Origin of the sequence: Streptococcus oralis subsp. oralis (assembly GCF_002096495.1) — a bacterium.
In the GTDB taxonomy this organism is placed as follows: Bacteria; Bacillota; Bacilli; order Lactobacillales; family Streptococcaceae; genus Streptococcus; species Streptococcus oralis_CU.
On record NZ_NCUO01000012.1, the window covers coordinates 313931 to 334670 of the forward strand.

Annotated in this window: 19 protein-coding genes and 1 pseudogene; 16 read left to right on the forward strand and 4 right to left on the reverse strand. The window is 41.1% G+C overall.

Going from position 1 to position 20740, the window contains the following annotated elements; genetic code table 11:
- Window positions 1-25: 25 nt before the first annotated feature.
- Genes B7717_RS06935 through B7717_RS06945 form a run of 3 tightly spaced genes read left to right on the forward strand, consistent with a single transcriptional unit; the run spans window position 26 to window position 2597 of the window.
- Window positions 26-751, forward strand: a complete 726-nt coding sequence (locus tag B7717_RS06935; protein ID WP_049477634.1) for a CppA N-terminal domain-containing protein — start codon at window positions 26-28, stop codon at window positions 749-751.
- Window positions 748-1683 carry a serine hydrolase domain-containing protein gene (locus B7717_RS06940; RefSeq protein WP_049477635.1) on the forward strand — a complete coding sequence of 312 codons (936 nt, stop codon included), beginning with the start codon at window positions 748-750 and terminating at the stop codon, window positions 1681-1683. Before B7717_RS06935 ends, B7717_RS06940 begins: the two co-directional genes overlap by 4 nt.
- Window positions 1684-1691: 8 nt before the next feature.
- Complete coding sequence (locus B7717_RS06945) at window positions 1692-2597, forward strand: DMT family transporter (RefSeq protein ID WP_049477636.1); 906 nt, start codon at window positions 1692-1694, stop codon at window positions 2595-2597.
- A 44-nt stretch (window positions 2598-2641) separates the two neighbouring features.
- On the opposite strand, the gene B7717_RS06950 is transcribed toward B7717_RS06945, so the two are convergent.
- Together B7717_RS06950 and rsmG are read right to left on the reverse strand one after the other, a co-directional pair.
- On the reverse strand, window positions 2642-3925 hold the full coding sequence (locus B7717_RS06950; RefSeq protein ID WP_049506041.1) for a uracil-xanthine permease family protein: 1284 nt from the start codon (window positions 3923-3925) through the stop codon (window positions 2642-2644).
- A gap of 369 nt (window positions 3926-4294) precedes the next feature.
- Complete coding sequence (gene rsmG / locus B7717_RS06955; RefSeq protein WP_084944442.1) at window positions 4295-5008, reverse strand: 16S rRNA (guanine(527)-N(7))-methyltransferase RsmG; 714 nt, start codon at window positions 5006-5008, stop codon at window positions 4295-4297.
- Between the two features lie 93 nt (window positions 5009-5101).
- Here rsmG and B7717_RS06960 point away from each other — a divergent pair, with 93 nt between their 5' ends.
- From B7717_RS06960 to B7717_RS06985, 6 genes and pseudogenes are all read left to right on the forward strand, one after another.
- A complete protein-coding gene (locus B7717_RS06960; RefSeq protein ID WP_000219838.1) occupies window positions 5102-5662 on the forward strand; it encodes a LemA family protein in 561 nt (186 codons plus the stop codon).
- 1 nt (window position 5663) lies between these two features.
- Complete coding sequence (gene htpX, locus B7717_RS06965; protein ID WP_000895757.1) at window positions 5664-6563, forward strand: zinc metalloprotease HtpX; 900 nt, start codon at window positions 5664-5666, stop codon at window positions 6561-6563.
- A 60-nt stretch (window positions 6564-6623) separates the two neighbouring features.
- Window positions 6624-6985: pseudogene (locus B7717_RS06970) on the forward strand (RNA polymerase sigma factor).
- Between the two features lie 116 nt (window positions 6986-7101).
- Entirely contained in the window at window positions 7102-7482 is a 381-nt protein-coding gene (locus B7717_RS06975; protein ID WP_001025497.1) for a GntR family transcriptional regulator, read from the forward strand.
- Window positions 7475-8323, forward strand: a complete 849-nt coding sequence (locus B7717_RS06980; RefSeq protein ID WP_000049613.1) for an ABC transporter ATP-binding protein — start codon at window positions 7475-7477, stop codon at window positions 8321-8323. Before B7717_RS06975 ends, B7717_RS06980 begins: the two co-directional genes overlap by 8 nt.
- The gene (locus tag B7717_RS06985; RefSeq protein WP_000202415.1) at window positions 8323-8952 is read left to right on the forward strand and encodes an ABC-2 transporter permease; all 630 of its coding nucleotides are present in this window, start codon (window positions 8323-8325) and stop codon (window positions 8950-8952) included. The genes B7717_RS06980 and B7717_RS06985 overlap by 1 nt, the downstream gene beginning before the upstream one ends.
- A 183-nt stretch (window positions 8953-9135) precedes the next feature.
- Here B7717_RS06985 and B7717_RS06990 read toward each other — a convergent pair whose 3' ends face one another.
- Together B7717_RS06990 and B7717_RS06995 are read right to left on the reverse strand one after the other, a co-directional pair.
- On the reverse strand, window positions 9136-10695 hold the full coding sequence (locus tag B7717_RS06990) for an ATP-binding cassette domain-containing protein (RefSeq protein ID WP_084944443.1): 1560 nt from the start codon (window positions 10693-10695) through the stop codon (window positions 9136-9138).
- Between the two features lie 332 nt (window positions 10696-11027).
- The gene (locus B7717_RS06995) at window positions 11028-11357 is read right to left on the reverse strand and encodes a helicase BlpT (protein ID WP_084944444.1); all 330 of its coding nucleotides are present in this window, start codon (window positions 11355-11357) and stop codon (window positions 11028-11030) included.
- A gap of 167 nt (window positions 11358-11524) precedes the next feature.
- Between B7717_RS06995 and B7717_RS07000 the strand changes: the two genes are divergently transcribed.
- The 7 genes from B7717_RS07000 to B7717_RS07030 all read left to right on the forward strand — a co-directional run bounded on the left by B7717_RS07000 (window position 11525) and on the right by B7717_RS07030 (window position 20682).
- Complete coding sequence (locus B7717_RS07000; RefSeq protein ID WP_070696982.1) at window positions 11525-12067, forward strand: YceD family protein; 543 nt, start codon at window positions 11525-11527, stop codon at window positions 12065-12067.
- Entirely contained in the window at window positions 12068-12697 is a 630-nt protein-coding gene (gene nth, locus B7717_RS07005; protein WP_070696985.1) for an endonuclease III, read from the forward strand. It abuts the gene before it with no gap.
- A 213-nt stretch (window positions 12698-12910) separates the two neighbouring features.
- On the forward strand, window positions 12911-13432 hold the full coding sequence (pyrR, locus tag B7717_RS07010) for a bifunctional pyr operon transcriptional regulator/uracil phosphoribosyltransferase PyrR (RefSeq protein WP_000850018.1): 522 nt from the start codon (window positions 12911-12913) through the stop codon (window positions 13430-13432).
- Window positions 13433-13450: 18 nt separating this feature from the next.
- On the forward strand, window positions 13451-14374 hold the full coding sequence (locus B7717_RS07015) for an aspartate carbamoyltransferase catalytic subunit (RefSeq protein ID WP_070696987.1): 924 nt from the start codon (window positions 13451-13453) through the stop codon (window positions 14372-14374).
- Window positions 14375-14423: 49 nt separating this feature from the next.
- Window positions 14424-15503, forward strand: coding sequence for a carbamoyl phosphate synthase small subunit (locus B7717_RS07020; RefSeq protein WP_084944445.1), 1080 nt, complete (start codon window positions 14424-14426; stop codon window positions 15501-15503).
- A 448-nt stretch (window positions 15504-15951) separates the two neighbouring features.
- Window positions 15952-19128, forward strand: coding sequence for a carbamoyl-phosphate synthase large subunit (gene carB, locus B7717_RS07025; RefSeq protein ID WP_084944446.1), 3177 nt, complete (start codon window positions 15952-15954; stop codon window positions 19126-19128).
- Window positions 19129-19347: 219 nt separating this feature from the next.
- On the forward strand, window positions 19348-20682 hold the full coding sequence (locus tag B7717_RS07030; protein WP_084944701.1) for an Nramp family divalent metal transporter: 1335 nt from the start codon (window positions 19348-19350) through the stop codon (window positions 20680-20682).
- Window positions 20683-20740 lie beyond the last annotated feature (58 nt).

Here is a 20740-nt window from a genome sequence, read left to right on the forward strand (position 1 = left end):
TAAAATAAAAGAGTTGGAGGAATTTATGAAGGTGAATGAGATTGTTCGGATCGTTCCGACTTTAAAAGTTAATAATCGAAAATTAAATGAAAGATTTTACATTGAAACCTTGGGGATGAAACCTTTGCTGGAAGAGTCTGCCTTTCTTTCCTTAGGTGATCAGACAGCTAAGGAGAGATTGATTTTAGAAGAGGCTCCAAGCATGCGAACACGCAGAGTTGAAGGGCTTAAGAAGCTAGCTAGACTCTTGATAAAGGTTGAGAATCCTTCTGAAATTGAGGCCCTTCTTTCTCAGATGAAGTCTTTTCCTCGTCTATTTAAAGGAAACCGAGGGTATGCTTTTGAGATTGTCTCTCCTGAAGAGGATGTGATTCTTGTTCATGCAGAAGATGATATAAGAGATTTGGTTCCACTGGAAACTGTTCCTGAATTTTATTCAAATACAAGTATAAAATACGTGAGTCAATTTGAGGTTTCTGTCGAGCTCCGTCTGCCTGAGGACAGGGAGAGTTTACTTGATTCAGAATTTGCGACTAATGCCATTACCTTTACTCAAGGGCAAGGTCCAGATTTGGCTGTTGAAAACAATGTTACCTGGGACTTGTCTATGCTGAAATTTTTGGTAAAGGATCTAGAGTTGACTAGTCTTCGTCAGAAATTTGAAGGCACAGACTATTTTATTCCAAAGTCTGAGAAATTCTTCCTTGGTAAAGATACCAATAAAATCGAATTATGGTTTGAAGAAGCATGAAGTGGACAAAAATTCTAAAAAAAATAGAAGATCAAATCGAGGCAGGGGTCTATCCCGGGGCCTCTTTTGCGTATTTTAAGGATGGAGAATGGAGAGAATCCTACCTAGGCTTGAGTGATCCAGAGCGGGGCTTGAAGACAGGGGCCGGTTTGGTTTATGATCTGGCTAGTGTGAGTAAGGTTGTGGGAGTAGGAACAGTCTTGACCTTCTTGTGGCAACAGGGGAAACTAGACATTGATCGACCAGTGGCGGACTTTTTAGCTGCATGTGATTACCCAGATATCACTATTCGTCAACTCTTGACCCACGCAACAGATCTGGACCCCTTTATTCCCAATAGGGACCAGTTAGGCTCTAAGGAATTAAGAGAGGCCATGTTTCATCTAAATAGACGTAGTCAGCCTGCTTTTCTATACTCGGATGTTCACTTTTTACTCCTAGGCTTTCTTTTGGAGAAAATCTTTGAACAAGACTTGGATCAGATTATTGAAGAACAAGTTTTGGAACCATGGGGCATGAAGGAAACAATGTTTGGTCCAGTGGAGTTTGCTGTACCAACAGTTAGAGGAGTAGAAGCAGGTGGTATCCACGATCCCAAAGCTCGTCTTCTGGGAAAACATGCTGGAAGTGCTGGTTTATTTTCAACTGTTAAGGATTTGCAAATCTTTCTGGAACATTACTTGAAAGATGATTTTGCTGAAAACCTAAGTCGAAATTACTCTCCCTTAGAGGATGAAGAGCGTTCGCTAGCTTGGAATCTGGAAGGAAACTGGCTTGATCATACGGGCTATACAGGTACCTTCATCATGTGGAATCGAGAGAAACAAGAAGCCACCATCTTTTTATCCAATCGAACCTATGAGAAGGATGAACGTGTGCAGTGGATAATCGATCGAAACCAAGTGATGGAAATGATTCGTCAAGAAGAGTAGGGGGAAGAATGTCAAAAACCGTAAAAGGAACTCTATTTACAGTAGTTGCAGGGATTGCTTGGGGTTTGTCTGGAACCAGTGGCCAATACCTGATGGCACACGAGATTTCCGCTCTAGTCTTGACCAATCTGCGGCTCATTATTGCAGGATTGGCTCTGGTTTTTTTAACTTATGCTACCGCAAAGGATAAACTCCTTGCTTTTTTAAAAGACAGAAAAAGCCTTTTCTCTCTCTTGTTATTTGCCTTATTTGGACTTTTCTTAAACCAGTTTGCCTATCTTTCTGCCATTCAGGAAACCAATGCTGGAACGGCGACGGTTCTCCAGTATGTTTGTCCTGTTGGGATCTTGATTTATACTTGTATCAAGGACAAGGTAGCACCGACTCTGGCTGAGATTATTTCAATTTGTCTAGCAATTGGAGGAACTTTTCTTATCGCGACGCATGGGAAAGTCGACCAGTTGTCTGTCACACCCCTAGGTCTGTTCTGGGGCCTCTTTTCAGCCTTGACCTATGCCCTCTATATTATCCTTCCCATCGCTTTGATTAAGAAGTGGGGAAGTATGTTGGTGATTGGTGTAGGAATGGTTATTTCTGGTGTAGTGGCTATTCCCTTCACAGGAGTCTTACAGGCCAGCATACCAACCAGCTTAGATTTTCTCTTTGCATTTGCTGGGATTATCGTCATCGGAACGGTTTTTGCCTATACAGCTTTCCTAAAGGGAGCTAGTCTGATAGGCCCTGTTAAGTCTAGTTTATTGGCTTCCATAGAGCCAATTTCAGCCGTTTTCTTTGCCTTTCTGATTATGAAGGAACAGTTTTATGAGATTGATTTTGTCGGTATGGCCATGGTTTTACTAGCCGTGACCATTATTTCATTGAAAGATTTACTGTTGGAAATAAAGAGTAAGTAATTAAAAAATCCACTCAATCGAGTGGATTTTTTGTGTATAGATGATTAGTCTTTATTTTCGTGTGGCAAAATCAAGTTCAAGATGATTCCTGTCATGGCTGATAGAGCAGTACCTGAAAGTGTAACTGGCCCAAGTTTGAGGATGGCTCCCCCAAGTCCAAGTACTAACATGGCACTAGCAATGATGAGGTTACGCATTTGACTGAAGTCAACGCGTTCTTTAATCAAAACTTTCAAACCATTGCTGGCGATAACTCCGTAGAGAAGGATGGACATGCCACCAAGCACAGCATTTGGAATGGTTGAAATCAAGGCAGTGAATTTACCTAAGAAGCTAAGAGCAATGGCGATAAAGGCTGCGTTACGGATAACAGAGACAGAAGCGATACGAGTCATCCCGATAACTCCTGTATTTTCTCCGTAGGTCGTATTGGCTGGTCCACCGAGGAATGCGGATACAGATGTCGCGATACCGTCACCGAGAAGCGTACGGTGAAGTCCCGGTTCTTTCAGGAATTGACGGCCACAGATTTGGCTCAAGACCGTGTGGTCTCCGATGTGTTCTGAAATGGTTACAATAGCGATTGGTAAGATGGCGATTGTTTCAGGACCGAAGTACAAGTTGTACTCTTTAAAGGCACCACCAGTGCTAAATGGCAAGTAGAAACCAGGAATTTCAAACCAGTTGGCTTGAAGGACTGGGGTAAAGTCAACCAAACCAAGCATCATAGCGAAGATATACCCACCGATGATGGCGAAGAGGAAAGGAATGATACGAAGGAAACCTTTTCCTTTTGTATTGATAAAGGCGGCAATCAAGAACGTCACGACAGCTACAAGAGCGTTCTTCCAGTTTCCGTCTGCTACAAGTCCAGCATTCGTTACAGCAGAACCAGCAAGACCAAGACCGATAACGATAATCATAGGTCCGATAATGATTGGTGGCAAGAGTTTATCAATCCATTTCGTACCTGCAAAACGAACACTTGCTGCTACAAGGACGTAGACAAAACCAGTCAGGATAACTCCAGTTTGGGCAGCAGAGACATCGCCTCCCATTTCTTTCATGGCTAGAGACATAGCTGTGATAAAGGCGAATGAAGAACCTAGATAAACTGGAACCTTAAAGCCAGTAGAAATCATGTAGATAAGTGTTCCAATACCGGAAGCGAAGAGAGCAACCGATACGGGCATTCCCAAAATTAAGGGAACGAGAATGGTTGCACCAAACATGGCAAACACGTGCTGGAAGCTTAGAAGAATGCCTTTACCAGCAGAAGGACGTTGATCAACGTCTAGTAACAAGTCAACAGTTGATTCCTGTTTCATAAAAACCTCACTTTTGGGCACCAAAAAAGAGCCCATTATTTTGCAGCAATAGGCCCTCAGAGTAAGACTTTTTAAAAAATAGCTATCTTTTAAAAATTTATATAAATCTGCGCCTTCGTCACCTCACAGGATGACATTAAAAACCTTTGCTTAGGATAGTATAGCAGAAAAAATTCGTTTTGTAAACGAATTTTTCCCGAGCCTAGAAATGCGAAAGCGAGGTTTGATTTTATAAATCATTTTTTCCCGAGCCCGGAAATGCGAGAGCGAGGTTCGTTTTGTAAACGAATTTTTCCCGAGCCTAGAAATGTGAGAGCGAAGTTGATTTTGTAAATGGTTTTCTGAATTTTAAACAAGGGGCACCATTGTTTAAAGTGGGCGTTTGTTGGGCATGCCAGCCTTACGTGGATATTTATTTGGGGTTTCTTTTTTCTTTTCGACCACAGTGATGTAGCGCGGATTTCCATTTGGTAGGGCATAGCTGAGGTTGTCCTCTACCTTGCTAAAGAGGAGGTTGAGGGCATTCTTGGCTTCTAGCAATTCCTCAGGAGCATTGCTGGCCTTGAGTGCCAATAGTTTTCCTCCGACTTTAAGATAGGGAATGGTCAGCTCAGACAAAACCTGCATACGGGCAACCGCACGAGCCGTCACTACATCAAACTGGGCACGGAAGTTCTTGTCTTGGGCAAAGTCTTCTGCCCGTCCATGGTAGAAGTGAACACCATCCAAATCCAACTCCTGAGCCAATAGTTGGAGGAAGTTGATGCGCTTATTGAGCGAATCAATGATGGTCACATCTAACTGAGGATAGAGGATTTTCATAGGAAGACTAGGAAATCCTGCCCCCGCTCCGATATCAAGAAGTTTGATAGTTTCATTTGAAATCAAGCCTTGCAGAATAGGTGCAATCGAATCATAAAAGTGCTTAAGGTAGACTTCTTCTTTGTCTGTAATAGCGGTTAGGTTAATCTTTTCATTCCACTCGACCAAGAGTTCAAAATACCGTTCAAATTGGTTCTTTTGCTGGTCCGAAAGTGGAAGATTTTGCTCAGCTAGTAGGCTGTAAAATGTTTCTGGTTTCATAGTAGTTTCCTTCTCTAGTATCATCTTATTTTACCATATTCGTTAAAATTTTGATATACTGGTAGTAATCTAAAAGCAGAAAGGAATAAGATTATGACTTGGATTATTCTTGGAGTTTTGGCTCTGATTGTTATTTTTGTGATTGTTAGCTATAACGGTTTGGTTAAAAATCGTATGCAGACCAAGGAGGCTTGGAGCCAGATAGATGTTCAGTTGAAGCGTCGTAATGATCTCCTCCCAAACTTGATTGAAACAGTCAAAGGCTATGCGAAATATGAAGGTTCTACCTTGGAAAAAGTGACAGAACTTCGAAGACAAGTAGCCGCAGCAACTTCACCAGCTGAAGCTATGAAGGCCAGTGATGCCCTTACCCGCCAGATTTCTGGTATCTTTGCAGTAGCAGAGAATTACCCAGACTTGAAAGCTAGTGCTAACTTTATCAAATTACAAGAAGAGTTGACCAATACTGAAAATAAAATTTCTTACTCACGCCAACTCTACAACAGTGTTGTCAGCAACTACAATGTAAAACTTGAAAGTTTCCCAAGCAACATCATCGCAGGACTATTTGGATTTAAAGCTGCAGACTTCCTTCAAACACCTGAAGAGGAAAAGGCAGTTCCTAAAGTTGACTTTAGCGGATTAGGTGACTAAGATGTTGTTTGATCAAATTGCGAGCAATAAACGAAAAACCTGGATTTTGTTGCTGGTTTTCTTCCTACTCTTGGCCTTGGTTGGTTATGCGGTTGGCTATCTCTTCATGCGCTCAGGTCTTGGTGGCATGATTATTGCCTTGATTATTGGTCTTATCTACGCTCTGACCATGATCTTTCAATCGACAGAGATTGTCATGTCTATGAATGGGGCGCGTGAGGTTGATGAGCAAACAGCTCCAAACCTCTACCATGTAGTAGAAGATATGGCCATGGTCGCTCAGATTCCCATGCCTCGTGTTTTCATCATTGAGGATTCATCTTTAAATGCCTTTGCAACAGGTTCGAATCCGCAGAATGCAGCTGTCGCAGCCACTTCGGGTCTCCTAGCCATCATGAACCGTGAGGAGCTAGAAGCAGTAATGGGGCATGAAGTCAGTCATATCCGGAACTATGATATCCGTATTTCGACCATTGCTGTTGCCCTTGCTAGTGCTATTACCCTGCTATCTAGTATGGCAGGACGGATGATGTGGTGGGGTGGTGCAGGCCGCAGACGGAGTGATAATGATCGTGATGGAAATGGTTTGGAGATTATCATGCTTGTTATCTCTCTCTTAGCCATTGTTCTAGCACCTCTCGCTGCAACCTTGGTGCAATTAGCCATTTCCCGTCAGAGGGAATTTCTGGCGGATGCATCTAGTGTGGAGCTGACCCGCAATCCTCAAGGGATGATCAATGCCTTGCGTAAGTTGGACAATAGCGAGCCGATGCATCACCATGTCGATGATGCCAGCAGTGCTCTGTACATCAATGATCCTAAGAAAGGTGGGGGACTACAAAAACTCTTTTATACCCACCCACCTATCTCAGAACGAATCGAACGCTTGAAACACATGTAGAAAAAATGGCTCTTTGTCAACTGTAGTGGGTTGAAGAAAAGCTAAAATAAGCTCCATAATATCCATAGGGGATTTACCCACTACAAATATTATAGAGCCGAAAAATATTTGAAGCAGGTGGATAGAAGAAATCACCTGCTTTTTTCTCGTCTTTTGAAAATGATGGACATTTTGAGGATAGTATAGTTGATGAGGGTTTTGATGTAGATAAAAACGTTCAGACACAGAGGATGATTGAGGCAGTGCGAGATGCACTATCAAAATTAAATGATGAAGAAAGAGAAATCATTGATAGACTTTATTTCAATGATGAAACTATTCGTTTGGTGGCTGAAATGAAAAAAATATCTCATCCAGCTCTCATAAAGAGAAGAAATAAGATATTGGAAAAGCTAAGAGAGTTGCTGAAAGAATTTAGATAGTAATGAGAAGAAGCGGGAAAAAAATTTTTGTCTGCTTCTTTTTAGATATTGCAATGTTTTAACTGTTATGCTATAATAATAACAGTTAAAACACAAATAACAGTAGGGGGTTGATGATGAATATACAGATAAATAATTCCAGTGATGAACCAATATATCTGCAAATAAAAAATCAAATTAAAGCACAAATCATTTCTGGAGATTTGAAAGTGGGAGAACAACTACCTTCGATAAGATTCTTAGCGAAAGAAATAAGAGTAAGTATGTTAACTGCAAAAAGAGCTTTTGATGAATTAGAGTTAGACGGGTTTATAAATTCGGTACAAGGAAAAGGTAATTTTGTTGCAGCACAAAATAAAGAACTAATTCGAGAAGAATACTTAAAGAAAATTGAATCGAAGCTTCAAGAAGTAGTTGAACTTTCAGAAATTGCAGATGTATCCAGTGATGAATTGATAAAAATGTTAAAGAGTTATGTGGAGGGTGAATATGAGTAAATATGCTATTGAAATTAAAGATTTAGTAAAAACATTTGACAGTTTTAAACTAGGACCGGTAAATCTTACTATTCCGAAAGGAACAATAGTTGGATATATCGGACAGAATGGAGCTGGTAAAAGTACAACTATAAAATTGTTACTTGGGCTTTTAAGAAAAGACTCTGGCGATATAAGACTTTTAGATGAGGAAAATCCTAATAGTGTTGAACTGAAAGATAAACTTGGAGTGGTATTTGATGATTTGTTAGTGCCGGAAGAAATGACATTAATCGATGTTGAAAAGTTTTGTCATAGAGTTTATTCAAAATGGGATAAAAAGCAGTTTTATGGATTCGTTGAAAAATTCAATTTACCACATAAAAAGATGATTAAAAACTATTCTCGTGGTATGAAAATGAAACTTTCAATGGCTGTTGCTTTATCTCACAATGCTGAACTTTTGATTTTAGATGAAGCAACAAGTGGGCTTGACCCAATTGTAAGAGAGGAAATCTTGGATTTGTTATTAGATTTTATGCAAGATGAAAATCATACAATTCTTATTTCTTCCCATATTTTATCTGACTTAGAAAAAGTGGCAGATTACATTGCTTTTATCCACAATGGAAAAATCTTATTTATGGAAACAAAAGATGAGTTAAAAGAAAACTACGGTATATGTACTTTATCCAATGAAGAAGTAAATAACATTGATGAAGAAGCCATTGTAGGAAGAAGAATACATTCTTTTGGGCAAGAGTTACTTGTTAAAAAGAGTCTTGTACCTGATGGTATCAAGTTACAAAAACCGTCAATTGAGGATATTATGATTTACTTTGTGAAAGGAGTGAGACAATAATGACATCATTAATTTTGAAAGATATAGCAACTTTAAAAAAGACATTATTATTAACGGTTACTATCAGTATTGCACTGGCTGTATATGGAATTTATGAAAATGAATTGTTTATGGTTCCGTTAATATGTGTAATGATTCCGCTCATACTTACTGCAATCGCCTTTGGCTATGATACAAAATCAAATTTCGAACAGTTTGCATTTTCGATGCCAATAAAAAAGAGCAGTTATGTGTTGAGCAAGTTTTTCTTTGCATTTGCCTTTGGTTTGGTTGGTTCAATCTGCATTTTTGTACTGTTGATGACAAAAAATCAAATGTCATTGGATAATATAGTGTTTATTGCTTTAATTACATTAGCTGCTAGTATACTTATGTCTGCCATTCAATTACCATTTATTCTTAAATATGGTGCTGAAAAGGGTAGACTCATTATGGTAATCACTTATTTCTTAATATTTGCTTTATCAACACTGTTAAAAGAAAAGTCAAATTTTCTTGCAGAACTAATGGAGATTTTTAGTAAGAATTCTATATCAATGATTTGCTTAGGAATTTTAGTTGTAAGCATATTAATCATAGGGCTTGCAGTAAAATTGTCCGTTATGATTATGGAGAAAAAAGAATACTAGTTATAAATTATTTAATTTGTAGTTAAGTGGCAGAGATGGAAAAACAATTTTTTCCTTAATTGTCAAGTCAAGTGCAACAAAGTTGTTCTTCTGATTAAGTGAGTATCTTTCAAGCTGTTTGAGTTAGCTCAAACAGCCCAAAGAATCCAGAGTTCGCCTCTGGATTTTTGCTATGTTCAAAAGTTATAAATCTAGTAAATCAACGACTTCCAAACCTTCCTCTGTCAAACGATAGATACTCGTACAAATCTCTTTTAAGAAACGTCTGTCATGCGAAACAGTGACCAGACCACCTGGATAAGAGGCAAAGAGTTTTCTGATTTCGGGTTGAGAAGTGGGAGAAAAGTTTCGTGTGGGCTCATCCAGAAGGAGATAGTTTGGTTTGCGCAACACTAAATCTAAAAGTAGGAGTTTACCTTGTTGCCCACCAGATAGGGAGCGGATTTGGTGGTGCATCTCTGGATAGCTGAAATTGAGACTGGCTAGGTGAGATTGGATTTTCTGTAGTTCCTCTTTTCGTCCAGTTTGACTGAGGTAGGCTATTGGAGATAAATCCAATTGCAGTTTTTTATGGTAATCTTGTGGCATAAAACCAAGCGAAATCTCTCTTTTGGCGCTGAGCAGTTGTTGAAACTTGGCTAACAGAGTTGATTTCCCAACACCATTTGGCCCAATGATACCGATTTTATCTTGGCCACGGACAGTTAGTTGTAACCCCTGAGCTAAAACGCGCTCTCCAATGGACAAATTTTCTTTTTCCAGTTGGACTAAGACTTTAGAAGCCGGTAATGGTTGGACGTCTGAAAAGAAAAGTTGGATTTGTTCCTCGTCAAGTGGCTTTTGGGTCATGGACTGGGCTTCCTTTTCAAAGCGTTTTTCTTGAGAGAGTACATTTTTCATCTTTTTAGCCAATAGGCGCCCGGCAACATCATTTTTAGTATTTCGCAAAGCATTTTCTACATTCTGCTTAACGCGACGATGTTTTTCCATGGTTTTATCATGGGCTCGTTGGTCGTTAGCAGCTTGCTGGCTTTGTCTGGCAAAACTAGCCTTCCTCTGGTCACTATAGCTATCGTAGTCTAAATGCTCGACTAGTGTTTCTGCTTCTTTCCGGTGTTTGACCAGTCGCAAGTGGACAATAGTATCTGCTGTCTGAGAGAGAAAGTCTTCATCATGGGAAATGAAAATAACTGTTTGCCTCATCTTTCGAATCTGACTTTTTAGCCAATCAACTGTCTCAAGGTCTAAGTCATTTGAAGGTTCATCTAAAAATAGAATCTCAAATGGTTTTGCTAACTCATGGATGAGCTGAACTTTCAAAGCTTCGCCCCCTGATAGACTGCCAATCTCTTGGTCGCTAGCAAAACGGTCGCTATCAAAGTGCAACTCCTCCGCCAAACGATAAAGAATACTGTAGTCTAAATCAGCAGAATCTAAAAAGAAGTAGTCATGTAGAGTCCTATTTTTCAGGATTTCAGGGATTTTTTGAGGAATGCATGCCAGTGATTGAAGGTCAGACTGGATGTCGCCCTTGATAGTAAAATCAGATAATGCTTCCCCCATTAAAGCTCGTAGTAAAGTCGATTTACCATTTCCTTCTTCACCAATAATAGCAACCTTTTCTCCGTCTTGGATAGTCATGGTTAGGTCAGATACAAGATCTCGTAGATCTTTGTTTTGCGTGATAGTTAGATGATTGATTTTTATCATATTGTTGCCCTTTCTAGAATGTCGATAGTGCATAACAAAAAGCTCTACTTTATCTAGTAGAGCCCAAAGTCACTGTCAAAACTCTATTATCCTCGTTGAAAAAACTCGTCAAACTAGCTTGGAGCTGCCTAACCCAACCCAAGAGGAGCATAGCTTTCTAGTTTTTTGATTTTCAATGAGGACAAGATACTAGAAAATCTAGTATGAAAAGAGCACACAAAAAGAGACAAAAACAAGATCTACTAAATAAAGATTCTTTATTTGATAGACTTAGTTGTTCATGTCTCCCTTACCTCCGAGTATTAGTACCTCTATCCTATACCTTTAAGGAAATTTTGTCAATAGAAAATCCAAAATTCTAAACTCTAAAATCCAAAAACAGGTCCATAAAGAGTTAATACGTGTTTGACGTGCTCGTAATGGAACTTGTCATAGTTACGCCAAGCGGTACGTGCTGGATCGTTTAGTTTTAGGCTCCCTAGTCCAATCAGAAGACTGGTGCGTTGGTAAAATTTCTCAAGGTCGATTAAGATACTGTTGTCCAGCTTTTCTGCTTTTTTTAGTTCCTCAAGAGTGGTGTTCAGCAGCTCTTGCAGTCGAAGATCATCGGCTGTTCCTTGTTTACAGCTTTGGTAGCTTTTATTTAACTCGGATAGGAGTTGGTAAGCTTCGTTGATTAGTTCTTTGTCTTCCATATGAGCATCCTCCTTGCTCTGATGTATTCTTGCCTATAGTATAGCACTAAACAGAAAATATGTCATAGTAAATATGTTAAAAAGGAGATTTTAATATCAAAGTTTGGAAGACTGACTTGTAGCCTTTTCATGGTATAATCAAGTGAGTAAATCTTTATGGAGGAAATATGAAGTTAAATATTCAAGAAATTCGTAAGCAGCCTGAAGGCCTACATTTTGAACAAGCTTTAGACCTGGCATCTGACTTGCGTGCACGTAATCAAGAAATTTTAGATGTCAAAGATATTCTTGCAGTGGGGAAGGTGCAGTACGAAGACCGTCTGTATTTCTTAGACTATCAGTTGTCATATACCATTGTTCTTGCTTCCAGCCGTAGTATGGAGCCAGTTGAGTTGGCTGAGTCTTATCCAGTCACAGAAGTTTTCATGGAAGGAGCGACCAACCAACTGGACCAGGAAGTTCTAGATGATGATTTGGTCTTGCCTATCGAAAATGGAGAAATCGACCTTGCTGAGAGCGTAGCAGATAATATCTTGCTCAATATCCCAATCAAGGTCTTGACGGCAGAAGAAGAGGCGGGCCAAGGTTTTGTGTCAGGAAATGACTGGCAAATCATGACTGAAGACGAATATCAAGCTCAACAAGCAGTCAAGAAAGAAGAAAACAGTCCATTTGCTGGCTTGCAAGGACTATTTGATGGAGACGAGTAGATGGTTTTATCCAAGAAACGTGCCCGTTATGTCATTGAGGAAATTATTGCCCTTTTTCCAGATGCCAAACCCAGCCTTGATTTTACCAATCATTTTGAACTCCTGGTTGCGGTCATGTTGTCAGCTCAGACGACAGATGCAGCGGTAAATAAGGCCACACCAGCTCTCTTTGCTGCTTTTCCAACGCCACAAGCCATGTCTGTCGCGACTGAAAGTGAAATTGCTTCACACATTTCTCGCCTGGGACTGTATCGAAATAAGGCTAAATTTCTTAAAAAATGTGCTCAACAGTTACTAGATGATTTTGATGGTCAAGTCCCTCAGACACGTGAAGAATTAGAAAGTCTAGCAGGTGTTGGTCGTAAAACAGCAAATGTCGTCATGAGTGTGGGGTTTGGAATTCCTGCTTTTGCAGTGGATACTCATGTGGAGCGTATCTGTAAGCATCACGATATCGTTAAAAAATCAGCTACACCACTTGAAGTAGAAAAACGTGTCATGGACGTCCTACCACCAGAAGAGTGGTTAGCAGCCCACCAGGCCATGATTTACTTTGGACGAGCTATCTGTCATCCCAAAAATCCAGAATGCGATCACTATCCCCAATTATATGATTTTAGTAATGTTTAAGGGGACTCTGAAAAAGTTTTTGCTTGATTTTAAGGGTGCTTTGTGCTATAGTAAATGGTAACTAAATAGTCCTTTAAACCTGTCCCGTGAGGCAGGCAAGGAGCGCGATGATAAAGTAGAAGGGTGAAGTCTATACTGTATACAGTAGGGCTCGCTTGGCTATACATTTCAAGTCTCCTTGTAGAAGGAGACTTTTCTTTTTGGAGGTTTGTCATGAAGACAAAAGAAGTTGTAGACGAATTGACTGTCAAACGAGCGATTACGCGAATTACTTATGAGATTATCGAGCGCAATAAGGATTTGAATAAAATTATCCTAGCTGGGATAAAAACGCGTGGTGTTTTCATCGCTCATCGTATCAAAGAACGCTTGGAGCAGTTGGAAAACATCACTGTTCCTGTTGTGGAATTGGACACCAAACCTTTCCGTGATGATGTTAAAAGCGGAGAAGATACTTCTTTGATTTCTGTTGATGTGACAGACCGTGAAGTTATCTTGGTGGATGATGTACTCTATACAGGCCGTACCATCCGCGCCGCTATTGATAACATTGTCGGCCATGGTCGTCCTGCGCGCGTGAGTCTTGCGGTGCTAGTTGACCGTGGACATAGAGAATTGCCTATCCGTCCAGATTACGTTGGGAAAAATATCCCAACCAGCCGTTCTGAAGAAATCATCGTAGAGATGACAGAACTTGATGGCCAAGACAGAGTTCTGATTACTGAAGAAGCTTAGAAAGCTGAAGGAGTAGCCATGTCAGAAAATCAACAAGCATTGAACCATGTGGTTTCTATGGAAGACCTTACAGTTGATCAAGTGATGAAATTGATCAAACGAGGGATCGAGTTTAAAAACGGAGCCCAACTTCCCTATGAGAACAAACCTATCGTATCGAATCTCTTCTTTGAAGATTCTACACGGACACATAAGTCCTTTGAAGTGGCAGAGATTAAGCTAGGGTTGGAGCGACTGGACTTTGATGTGAAGACTAGTTCGGTCAATAAGGGTGAGACACTGTATGATACCATCTTGACTCTATCTGCTCTAGGAGTGGATGTCTGTGTGATTCGCCACCCAGAGGTCGACTATTACAGAGAGTTGATTGCAAGTCCGTCGATTACAACTTCCATTATCAATGGTGGTGATGGTTCGGGACAACATCCTAGCCAGAGCTTGCTTGATTTGATGACTATTTATGAGGAATTTGGTCACTTTGAGGGTCTCAAAGTTGCCATTGCAGGCGACTTGGACCACTCACGCGTTGCCAAATCCAATATGCAAATTTTGAAACGCTTGGGAGCTGAACTGTACTTTGCAGGACCTGAGGAATGGAGAAGTCAAGAGTTTGCGGACTATGGACAGTTTGTAACTATTGATGAGATTGTTGATCAGGTGGATGTTTTGATGTTGCTCCGCGTTCAACATGAACGCCATGAAAGTGGAGCCGTTTTTTCAAAAGAAGACTACCATGCTCAACACGGTTTGAACCAAGAACGCTATAATCGCTTAAAAGAAACAGCAATCATTATGCATCCTGCTCCGGTGAATCGAGATGTGGAAATTGCTGACCACTTGGTTGAAGCGCCAAAATCACGCATTGTCCAACAAATGACCAACGGTGTCTTTGTTCGAATGGCAATCTTAGAATCCGTACTGGCGAGTAGAAACGCCAACTAAAACACAAGACGTTAAAAGACGCCAGTGAGCGTCCACGAGAGGTGAAAATATGACAAAAAGACTTCTAGTATTAGAAGATGGCACAGTTTTTGAAGGCAAGGCCTTCGGAGCAGATATAGATGTAACAGGCGAAATCGTCTTTAACACAGGGATGACCGGCTACCAAGAGTCCATTACTGACCAGTCTTATAATGGGCAAATCTTGACCTTTACCTATCCTTTGGTAGGAAATTATGGCATTAATCGTGATGATTACGAATCCATCATTCCAACTTGTAAGGGAGTTGTCGTTTTCGAAGAGGCGCGTAGAGCTAGCAACTGGCGCAACCAAATGACCTTGGATGATTTTTTGAAAGCTAAGAAAATTCCTGGTATTTCAGCGATTGATACGCGTGCACTTACCAAGATTATCCGTAAGCATGGTACGATGCGTGCAACTTTGACTCACGTTGGGGACAGCATGGACCATGTGACGGATCAGCTCCAAGCAACAGTCTTGCCGACAGACAATATCAAGCAGGTTTCTACTAAAACTTCCTATCCAGCTCCTGGAGTTGGTTTGAGTGTGGTGCTAGTGGACTTTGGTCTCAAGCACTCAATCCTACGTGAACTTTCTAAGCGTAACTGTAACGTGACGGTTGTTCCTTATTCAACAACGGCAGAAGAAATTCTCCACCTCAATCCTGATGGAGTTATGTTGTCAAATGGTCCAGGAAACCCAGAAGACGTTCCAGAAGCACTGGACATGATTCGTGGTGTGCAAGGAAAAATTCCAATTTTTGGTATTTGTATGGGACACCAACTCTTTGCCATGGCAAATGGGGCTAAGACCTACAAGATGAAATTTGGTCACCGTGGCTTTAACCACGCGGTACGTGAGATTGCAACAGGACGTGTAGACTTTACCAGCCAAAACCATGGTTATGCAGTCAGCCGTGAGGACTTACCAGAGCACTTGATTATCACCCACGAAGAAATCAATGACAAGTCAGTTGAAGGAGTTCGCCACAGATACCAACCAGGTTTTTCTGTACAATTCCACCCAGACGCAGCTCCTGGTCCACACGACGCAAGCTACCTATTTGATGAATTTATCGAGATGATGGAAGCTTTTAAACAAGCAAACTAAGAACGAGTAAAAGCTCGTTAGAGAATTTATGTAACTGAACACGGACGGAAAGCTCGGAATTTAGAGAAACCAACTTGGATTGTCAATCCTTCCTTGGTTTCCTAAAATTCAATCGCTTTCTATTCGTCCTTTGTATCTTATTTAATGTCGCTCTGTGAGGCGACGAATAGAAAGGCAGGTCGTTTCTTTTAGTCGCTATCGGGCGAACTAAAAACTCCCTGCACTAGATTTTTTATCGAAAAATATCGTTTCTCTAAAAAATCGTCGGAGAATTTATTTAATGGCAACCCGAGAGTTGCCGAATAGAAAGGAGAAGGGTGGTCCGTATTTGCTGAACTGAATACGGGCTACGGACGGCGCTAAAAAGATAGTTATTCCTAGAACTGATAGTTCTTCGTCATAACTCCTATTTTAGCTTTGTCCGCTTGACGCCCTTAATATCTTATAAATGCCTAAACGTACTGATATTCAAAAAATTATGGTGATTGGTTCTGGTCCGATTATTATTGGTCAGGCTGCTGAGTTTGACTACGCTGGGACCCAGGCCTGTTTGTCTTTGAAAGAGGAAGGTTATGAAGTTGTCTTAGTGAACTCAAATCCTGCAACCATCATGACGGATAAGGAGATTGCTGACAAGGTTTATATTGAACCGATTACACTTGAGTTTGTGACACGTATTCTCCGTAAGGAACGTCCAGATGCTTTGCTTCCAACTCTTGGTGGGCAAACAGGACTCAATATGGCCATGGAGTTGTCTAAAAATGGTATTCTAGATGAATTGGGTGTCGAATTACTGGGAACTAAATTGTCTGCCATCGACCAAGCAGAGGACCGTGACCTCTTTAAACAATTGATGGAAGAGCTTGAGCAGCCAATTCCAGAATCTGAAATTGTCAACACAGTGGAAGAAGCTGTTGCCTTTGCGGCATCAATCGGCTACCCTGTTATCGTTCGTCCAGCCTTTACCCTAGGTGGTACTGGTGGTGGTATGTGTGCCAACGAGGAAGAATTGCGTGAAATCGCTGAAAATGGGTTGAAACTGTCACCTGTTACCCAATGTTTGATTGAACGTTCAATCGCAGGTTTCAAGGAAATTGAGTACGAGGTCATGCGTGACTCGGCTGACAATGCTTTGGTTGTTTGTAACATGGAAAACTTTGACCCCGTTGGAATTCATACAGGGGATTCCATCGTATTTGCTCCTGCACAAACCATGTCAGACTATGAAAACCAAATGCTCCGTGACGCGAGCTTGAGCATTATTCGTGCCCTCAAGATTGAAGGCGGCTGTAACGTTCAGCTAGCTCTTGATCCGCACAGCTTTAAGTACTATGTTATTGAAGTAAACCCTCGTGTATCGCGTTCGTCAGCGCTTGCTTCTAAGGCAACTGGTTATCCGATTGCCAAATTGGCTGCCAAGATTGCTGTCGGTTTGACCTTGGATGAGGTCATCAACCCAGTTACAGGTTCAACTTATGCTATGTTTGAGCCAGCCCTTGACTACGTCGTTGCTAAGATTCCACGTTTCCCATTTGACAAGTTTGAAAAAGGTGAGCGTCGTCTTGGGACCCAAATGAAGGCAACTGGAGAAGTTATGGCCATTGGACGCAACATCGAAGAGTCACTTCTTAAAGCATGTCGTTCACTTGAAATTGGCGTTCACCACAATGAAATGCCTGAACTGGCAACCGTTTCAGATGATGCCTTGATTGAAAAGGTTGTCAAGGCCCAAGATGACCGTCTCTTCTACGTATCAGAAGCTATTCGCCGTGGTTACACACCAGAAGAAATCGCTGAATTGACCAAGATTGATATCTTCTATCTGGATAAACTCTTGCACATCTTTGAAATTGAGCAAGAATTGGGTGCCCATCCACAAGATCTAGAAGTCTTGAAAACAGCTAAACTCAATGGATTTTCAGACCGCAAGATTGCGGAGCTTTGGGAAACGACTGCCGACCAAGTTCGCCAACTACGTTTGGAGAATAAGATTGTCCCAGTTTACAAGATGGTTGATACCTGTGCGGCGGAGTTTGACTCTGAAACACCATACTTCTATTCAACCTATGGCTGGGAAAACGAGTCTATCAAGTCTGACAAGGAATCTGTCCTAGTCCTAGGTTCAGGTCCAATCCGTATCGGACAAGGGGTTGAGTTTGACTACGCAACCGTTCACTCTGTTAAGGCGATTCAGGCTGCTGGTTATGAAGCTATCATCATGAACTCAAATCCAGAGACAGTTTCAACAGACTTCTCGGTATCAGACAAACTTTACTTTGAACCATTGACATTCGAAGATGTCATGAATGTTATCGACTTGGAGCAACCAAAAGGCGTTATCGTTCAGTTTGGTGGTCAAACAGCTATCAACCTTGCAGAGCCCTTGGCAAAAGCAGGTGTGACCATCCTTGGTACGCAAGTCGCTGATCTAGACCGTGCCGAAGACCGTGACCTCTTCGAGCAAGCTCTAAAAGACCTGGATATTCCACAGCCACCAGGACAAACGGCTACCAATGAAGAAGAAGCGGTGCTTGCTGCTCGCAAAATTGGCTTCCCAGTTCTCGTTCGTCCTTCTTATGTCTTGGGTGGACGTGCTATGGAAATCGTGGAAAATGAGGAAGACCTTCGTTCTTACATGCGAACTGCTGTTAAGGCTAGTCCAGACCACCCAGTTCTTGTCGATTCTTATATCGTTGGGCAAGAGTGTGAAGTTGATGCTATTTCAGACGGAAAAAATGTCCTCATCCCTGGTATCATGGAGCACATCGAACGTGCTGGTGTCCACTCAGGTGACTCAATGGCCGTTTACCCACCACAAACCTTGTCTCAAAAGGTACAGGAAACCATCGCAGACTATACTAAACGCCTAGCAATCGGTCTTAACTGTCTCGGAATGATGAATATCCAGTTTGTCATCAAGGATGAAAAAGTCTACGTTATTGAGGTCAATCCACGTGCCAGCCGTACGGTGCCATTCCTTTCTAAGGTAACTAATATTCCTATGGCTCAGGTAGCGACTAAGCTCATTCTTGGGCAAAGTCTTGAAGAACTTGGCTACCAAGATGGACTTTATCCAGAAAGCACTCGCGTTCATATCAAGGCACCAGTCTTCTCCTTTACGAAACTAGCTAAGGTAGATAGCTTACTCGGGCCTGAAATGAAGTCAACAGGGGAAGTTATGGGTTCTGATACGACTTTGGAAAAAGCTCTCTATAAAGCTTTTGAAGCTTCTTACCTGCACTTGCCAACTTTTGGTAACGTTGTATTTACCATTGCTGATGATGCCAAAGATGAAGCCTTGGACTTGGCTCATCGTTTCCAAAATATCGGTTATGGTATCCTTGCGACAGAAGGGACAGCAGCCTTCTTTGCCAGTCATGGACTTCAAGCCCAACCTGTTGGTAAGATTGGTGACGATGAACAGGATATCCCAAGCTTTGTCCGCAAAGGGAAAATCCAAGCGATCATCAATACTGTCGGAACCAAACGAACTGCTGACGAAGATGGTGAGCAAATCCGTCGTTCAGCCATTGAACACGGTGTGCCACTCTTTACAGCTCTAGATACAGCTAATGCCATGCTCAAGGTGCTAGAAAGCCGTAGTTTTGTCACAGAAGCGATCTAGTTGAGAAAGAATTTTCACAGTTTTAAAGCCAGCGTCAGAAAACGCTGGCTTTTGCAATACAGAAATTGCCTATTTCAACCATCATTCTTTCCTTAAGAATCATTCCAAAATGTGATATAATTAAGGAAGAATTGGAAATAGGAAACTATTTTCATGATATTTTCAAAAAAATCCATTAATAAAATAGGTAAAGACAAGATTAGAAAGTGTAAAATTCCGATGTCTTCTTACAAAAAAGTCTCTCTTTCTGAGATCAACCAATCTATTGAAACTCCCAATAACAATCATTTTTGGCAAAATCTAAAAGCATTCTTAGGACCTGGAGCCCTTGTAGCAGTTGGTTATATGGATCCTGGAAACTGGATTACCAGTGTGGTTGGTGGTGCTTCCTACAAATATAGTCTCTTATTTGTTATTTTGATTTCATCCATCATTGCTATGCAGTTACAACAGATGGCTGGAAAGCTCGGTATCGTGACTAGGATGGACCTAGCACAGGCAACTGCACATCATGCTCCCAAATGGCTTCGCTATAGTTTATGGGTGATTTTAGAATTAGCTTTAATGGCGACCGACTTAGCCGAGGTTTTAGGCTCAGCGATTGCCTTAAATCTTTTATTTAAAATACCGATTATGGTCGCTATCCTCTTAACCGTTTTAGATGTATTTCTTTTGTTGTTGTTGATGAAATTTGGCTTCAAAAAAATTGAAGCCATTGTTACGACCCTTATTTTAACCATATTAGCCATCTTTACCTATCTGGTAGCCTTATCCAATCCAAGTATTCAGGGTATCTTTGGTGGTTATTTACCGACTTCAACTTTATTTGAAACACCGTTACCAGGTCATGAAAGCCAATTGACCTTGGCTCTAGGAATTGTGGGAGCGACAGTCATGCCCCATAATCTCTATCTTCATTCATCCCTATCCCAAACAAGGAAAATCAATCACAAAGATAAGAAGGATGTTCGAAAAGCCGTGCGTTTTATGACCTGGGATTCAAATCTTCAGTTGTCCCTAGCCTTTATTGTCAATTCCTTGCTTCTCATTTTAGGGGCATCTCTCTTTTTTGGTCATGCATCTGAAATTTCAGCTTTTTCTCAAATGTACAATGCTTTACAGGATTCGACAATAGCAGGAGCGATAGCTAGTTCAACTCTGTCAACTTTATTTGCCCTAGCCCTCTTAGCAAGTGGACAAAATTCGACCATTACAGGTACCTTGACAGGACAGATTGTCATGGAAGGTTTCTTACATCTAAGATTGCCTCAGTGGATTATCCGTATCGGTACCCGTATTTTTGCCTTGCTTCCTGTGATTATTGTTGCTGTCTTGTTTGGGCATCAAGAAAAAACTTTGGATCAGTTATTGGTCTATTCACAAGTCTTTCTGTCAATCGCTCTTCCGTTTTCAATCTTCCCCTTAATCTATCTGACCTCTAAGAAGTCACTGATGGGAGAATTTACCAATGCTAAGTGGAACACTATCCTAGGTTACGCAGTTTCAATCATCTTGACCATTCTCAATATCAAGCTTCTTTTCGATATTTTTTAACCTCGTTTGAAATCAATCATAGCGTCAGCGTGAAGGTTGACAAATAGAAAGTGGTAGT

Excerpts from the sequence above, each read along its gene's own strand:
- B7717_RS06935 (WP_049477634.1), top strand. The coding sequence starts at position 26 with ATGAAGGTGAATGAGATTGTTCGGATCGTTCCGACTTTAAAAGTTAAT.
- B7717_RS06940 (WP_049477635.1), top strand. The coding sequence starts at position 748 with ATGAAGTGGACAAAAATTCTAAAAAAAATAGAAGATCAAATCGAGGCA.
- B7717_RS06945 (WP_049477636.1), top strand. The coding sequence starts at position 1,692 with ATGTCAAAAACCGTAAAAGGAACTCTATTTACAGTAGTTGCAGGGATT.
- B7717_RS06950 (WP_049506041.1), bottom strand. The coding sequence starts at position 3,925 with ATGAAACAGGAATCAACTGTTGACTTGTTACTAGACGTTGATCAACGT.
- rsmG (WP_084944442.1), bottom strand. The coding sequence starts at position 5,008 with ATGAAACCAGAAACATTTTACAGCCTACTAGCTGAGCAAAATCTTCCA.
- B7717_RS06960 (WP_000219838.1), top strand. The coding sequence starts at position 5,102 with ATGACTTGGATTATTCTTGGAGTTTTGGCTCTGATTGTTATTTTTGTG.
- htpX (WP_000895757.1), top strand. The coding sequence starts at position 5,664 with ATGTTGTTTGATCAAATTGCGAGCAATAAACGAAAAACCTGGATTTTG.
- B7717_RS06975 (WP_001025497.1), top strand. The coding sequence starts at position 7,102 with ATGAATATACAGATAAATAATTCCAGTGATGAACCAATATATCTGCAA.
- B7717_RS06980 (WP_000049613.1), top strand. The coding sequence starts at position 7,475 with ATGAGTAAATATGCTATTGAAATTAAAGATTTAGTAAAAACATTTGAC.
- B7717_RS06985 (WP_000202415.1), top strand. The coding sequence starts at position 8,323 with ATGACATCATTAATTTTGAAAGATATAGCAACTTTAAAAAAGACATTA.
- B7717_RS06990 (WP_084944443.1), bottom strand. The coding sequence starts at position 10,695 with ATGCACTATCGACATTCTAGAAAGGGCAACAATATGATAAAAATCAAT.
- B7717_RS06995 (WP_084944444.1), bottom strand. The coding sequence starts at position 11,357 with ATGGAAGACAAAGAACTAATCAACGAAGCTTACCAACTCCTATCCGAG.
- B7717_RS07000 (WP_070696982.1), top strand. The coding sequence starts at position 11,525 with ATGAAGTTAAATATTCAAGAAATTCGTAAGCAGCCTGAAGGCCTACAT.
- nth (WP_070696985.1), top strand. The coding sequence starts at position 12,068 with ATGGTTTTATCCAAGAAACGTGCCCGTTATGTCATTGAGGAAATTATT.
- pyrR (WP_000850018.1), top strand. The coding sequence starts at position 12,911 with ATGAAGACAAAAGAAGTTGTAGACGAATTGACTGTCAAACGAGCGATT.
- B7717_RS07015 (WP_070696987.1), top strand. The coding sequence starts at position 13,451 with ATGTCAGAAAATCAACAAGCATTGAACCATGTGGTTTCTATGGAAGAC.
- B7717_RS07020 (WP_084944445.1), top strand. The coding sequence starts at position 14,424 with ATGACAAAAAGACTTCTAGTATTAGAAGATGGCACAGTTTTTGAAGGC.
- carB (WP_084944446.1), top strand. The coding sequence starts at position 15,952 with ATGCCTAAACGTACTGATATTCAAAAAATTATGGTGATTGGTTCTGGT.
- B7717_RS07030 (WP_084944701.1), top strand. The coding sequence starts at position 19,348 with ATGTCTTCTTACAAAAAAGTCTCTCTTTCTGAGATCAACCAATCTATT.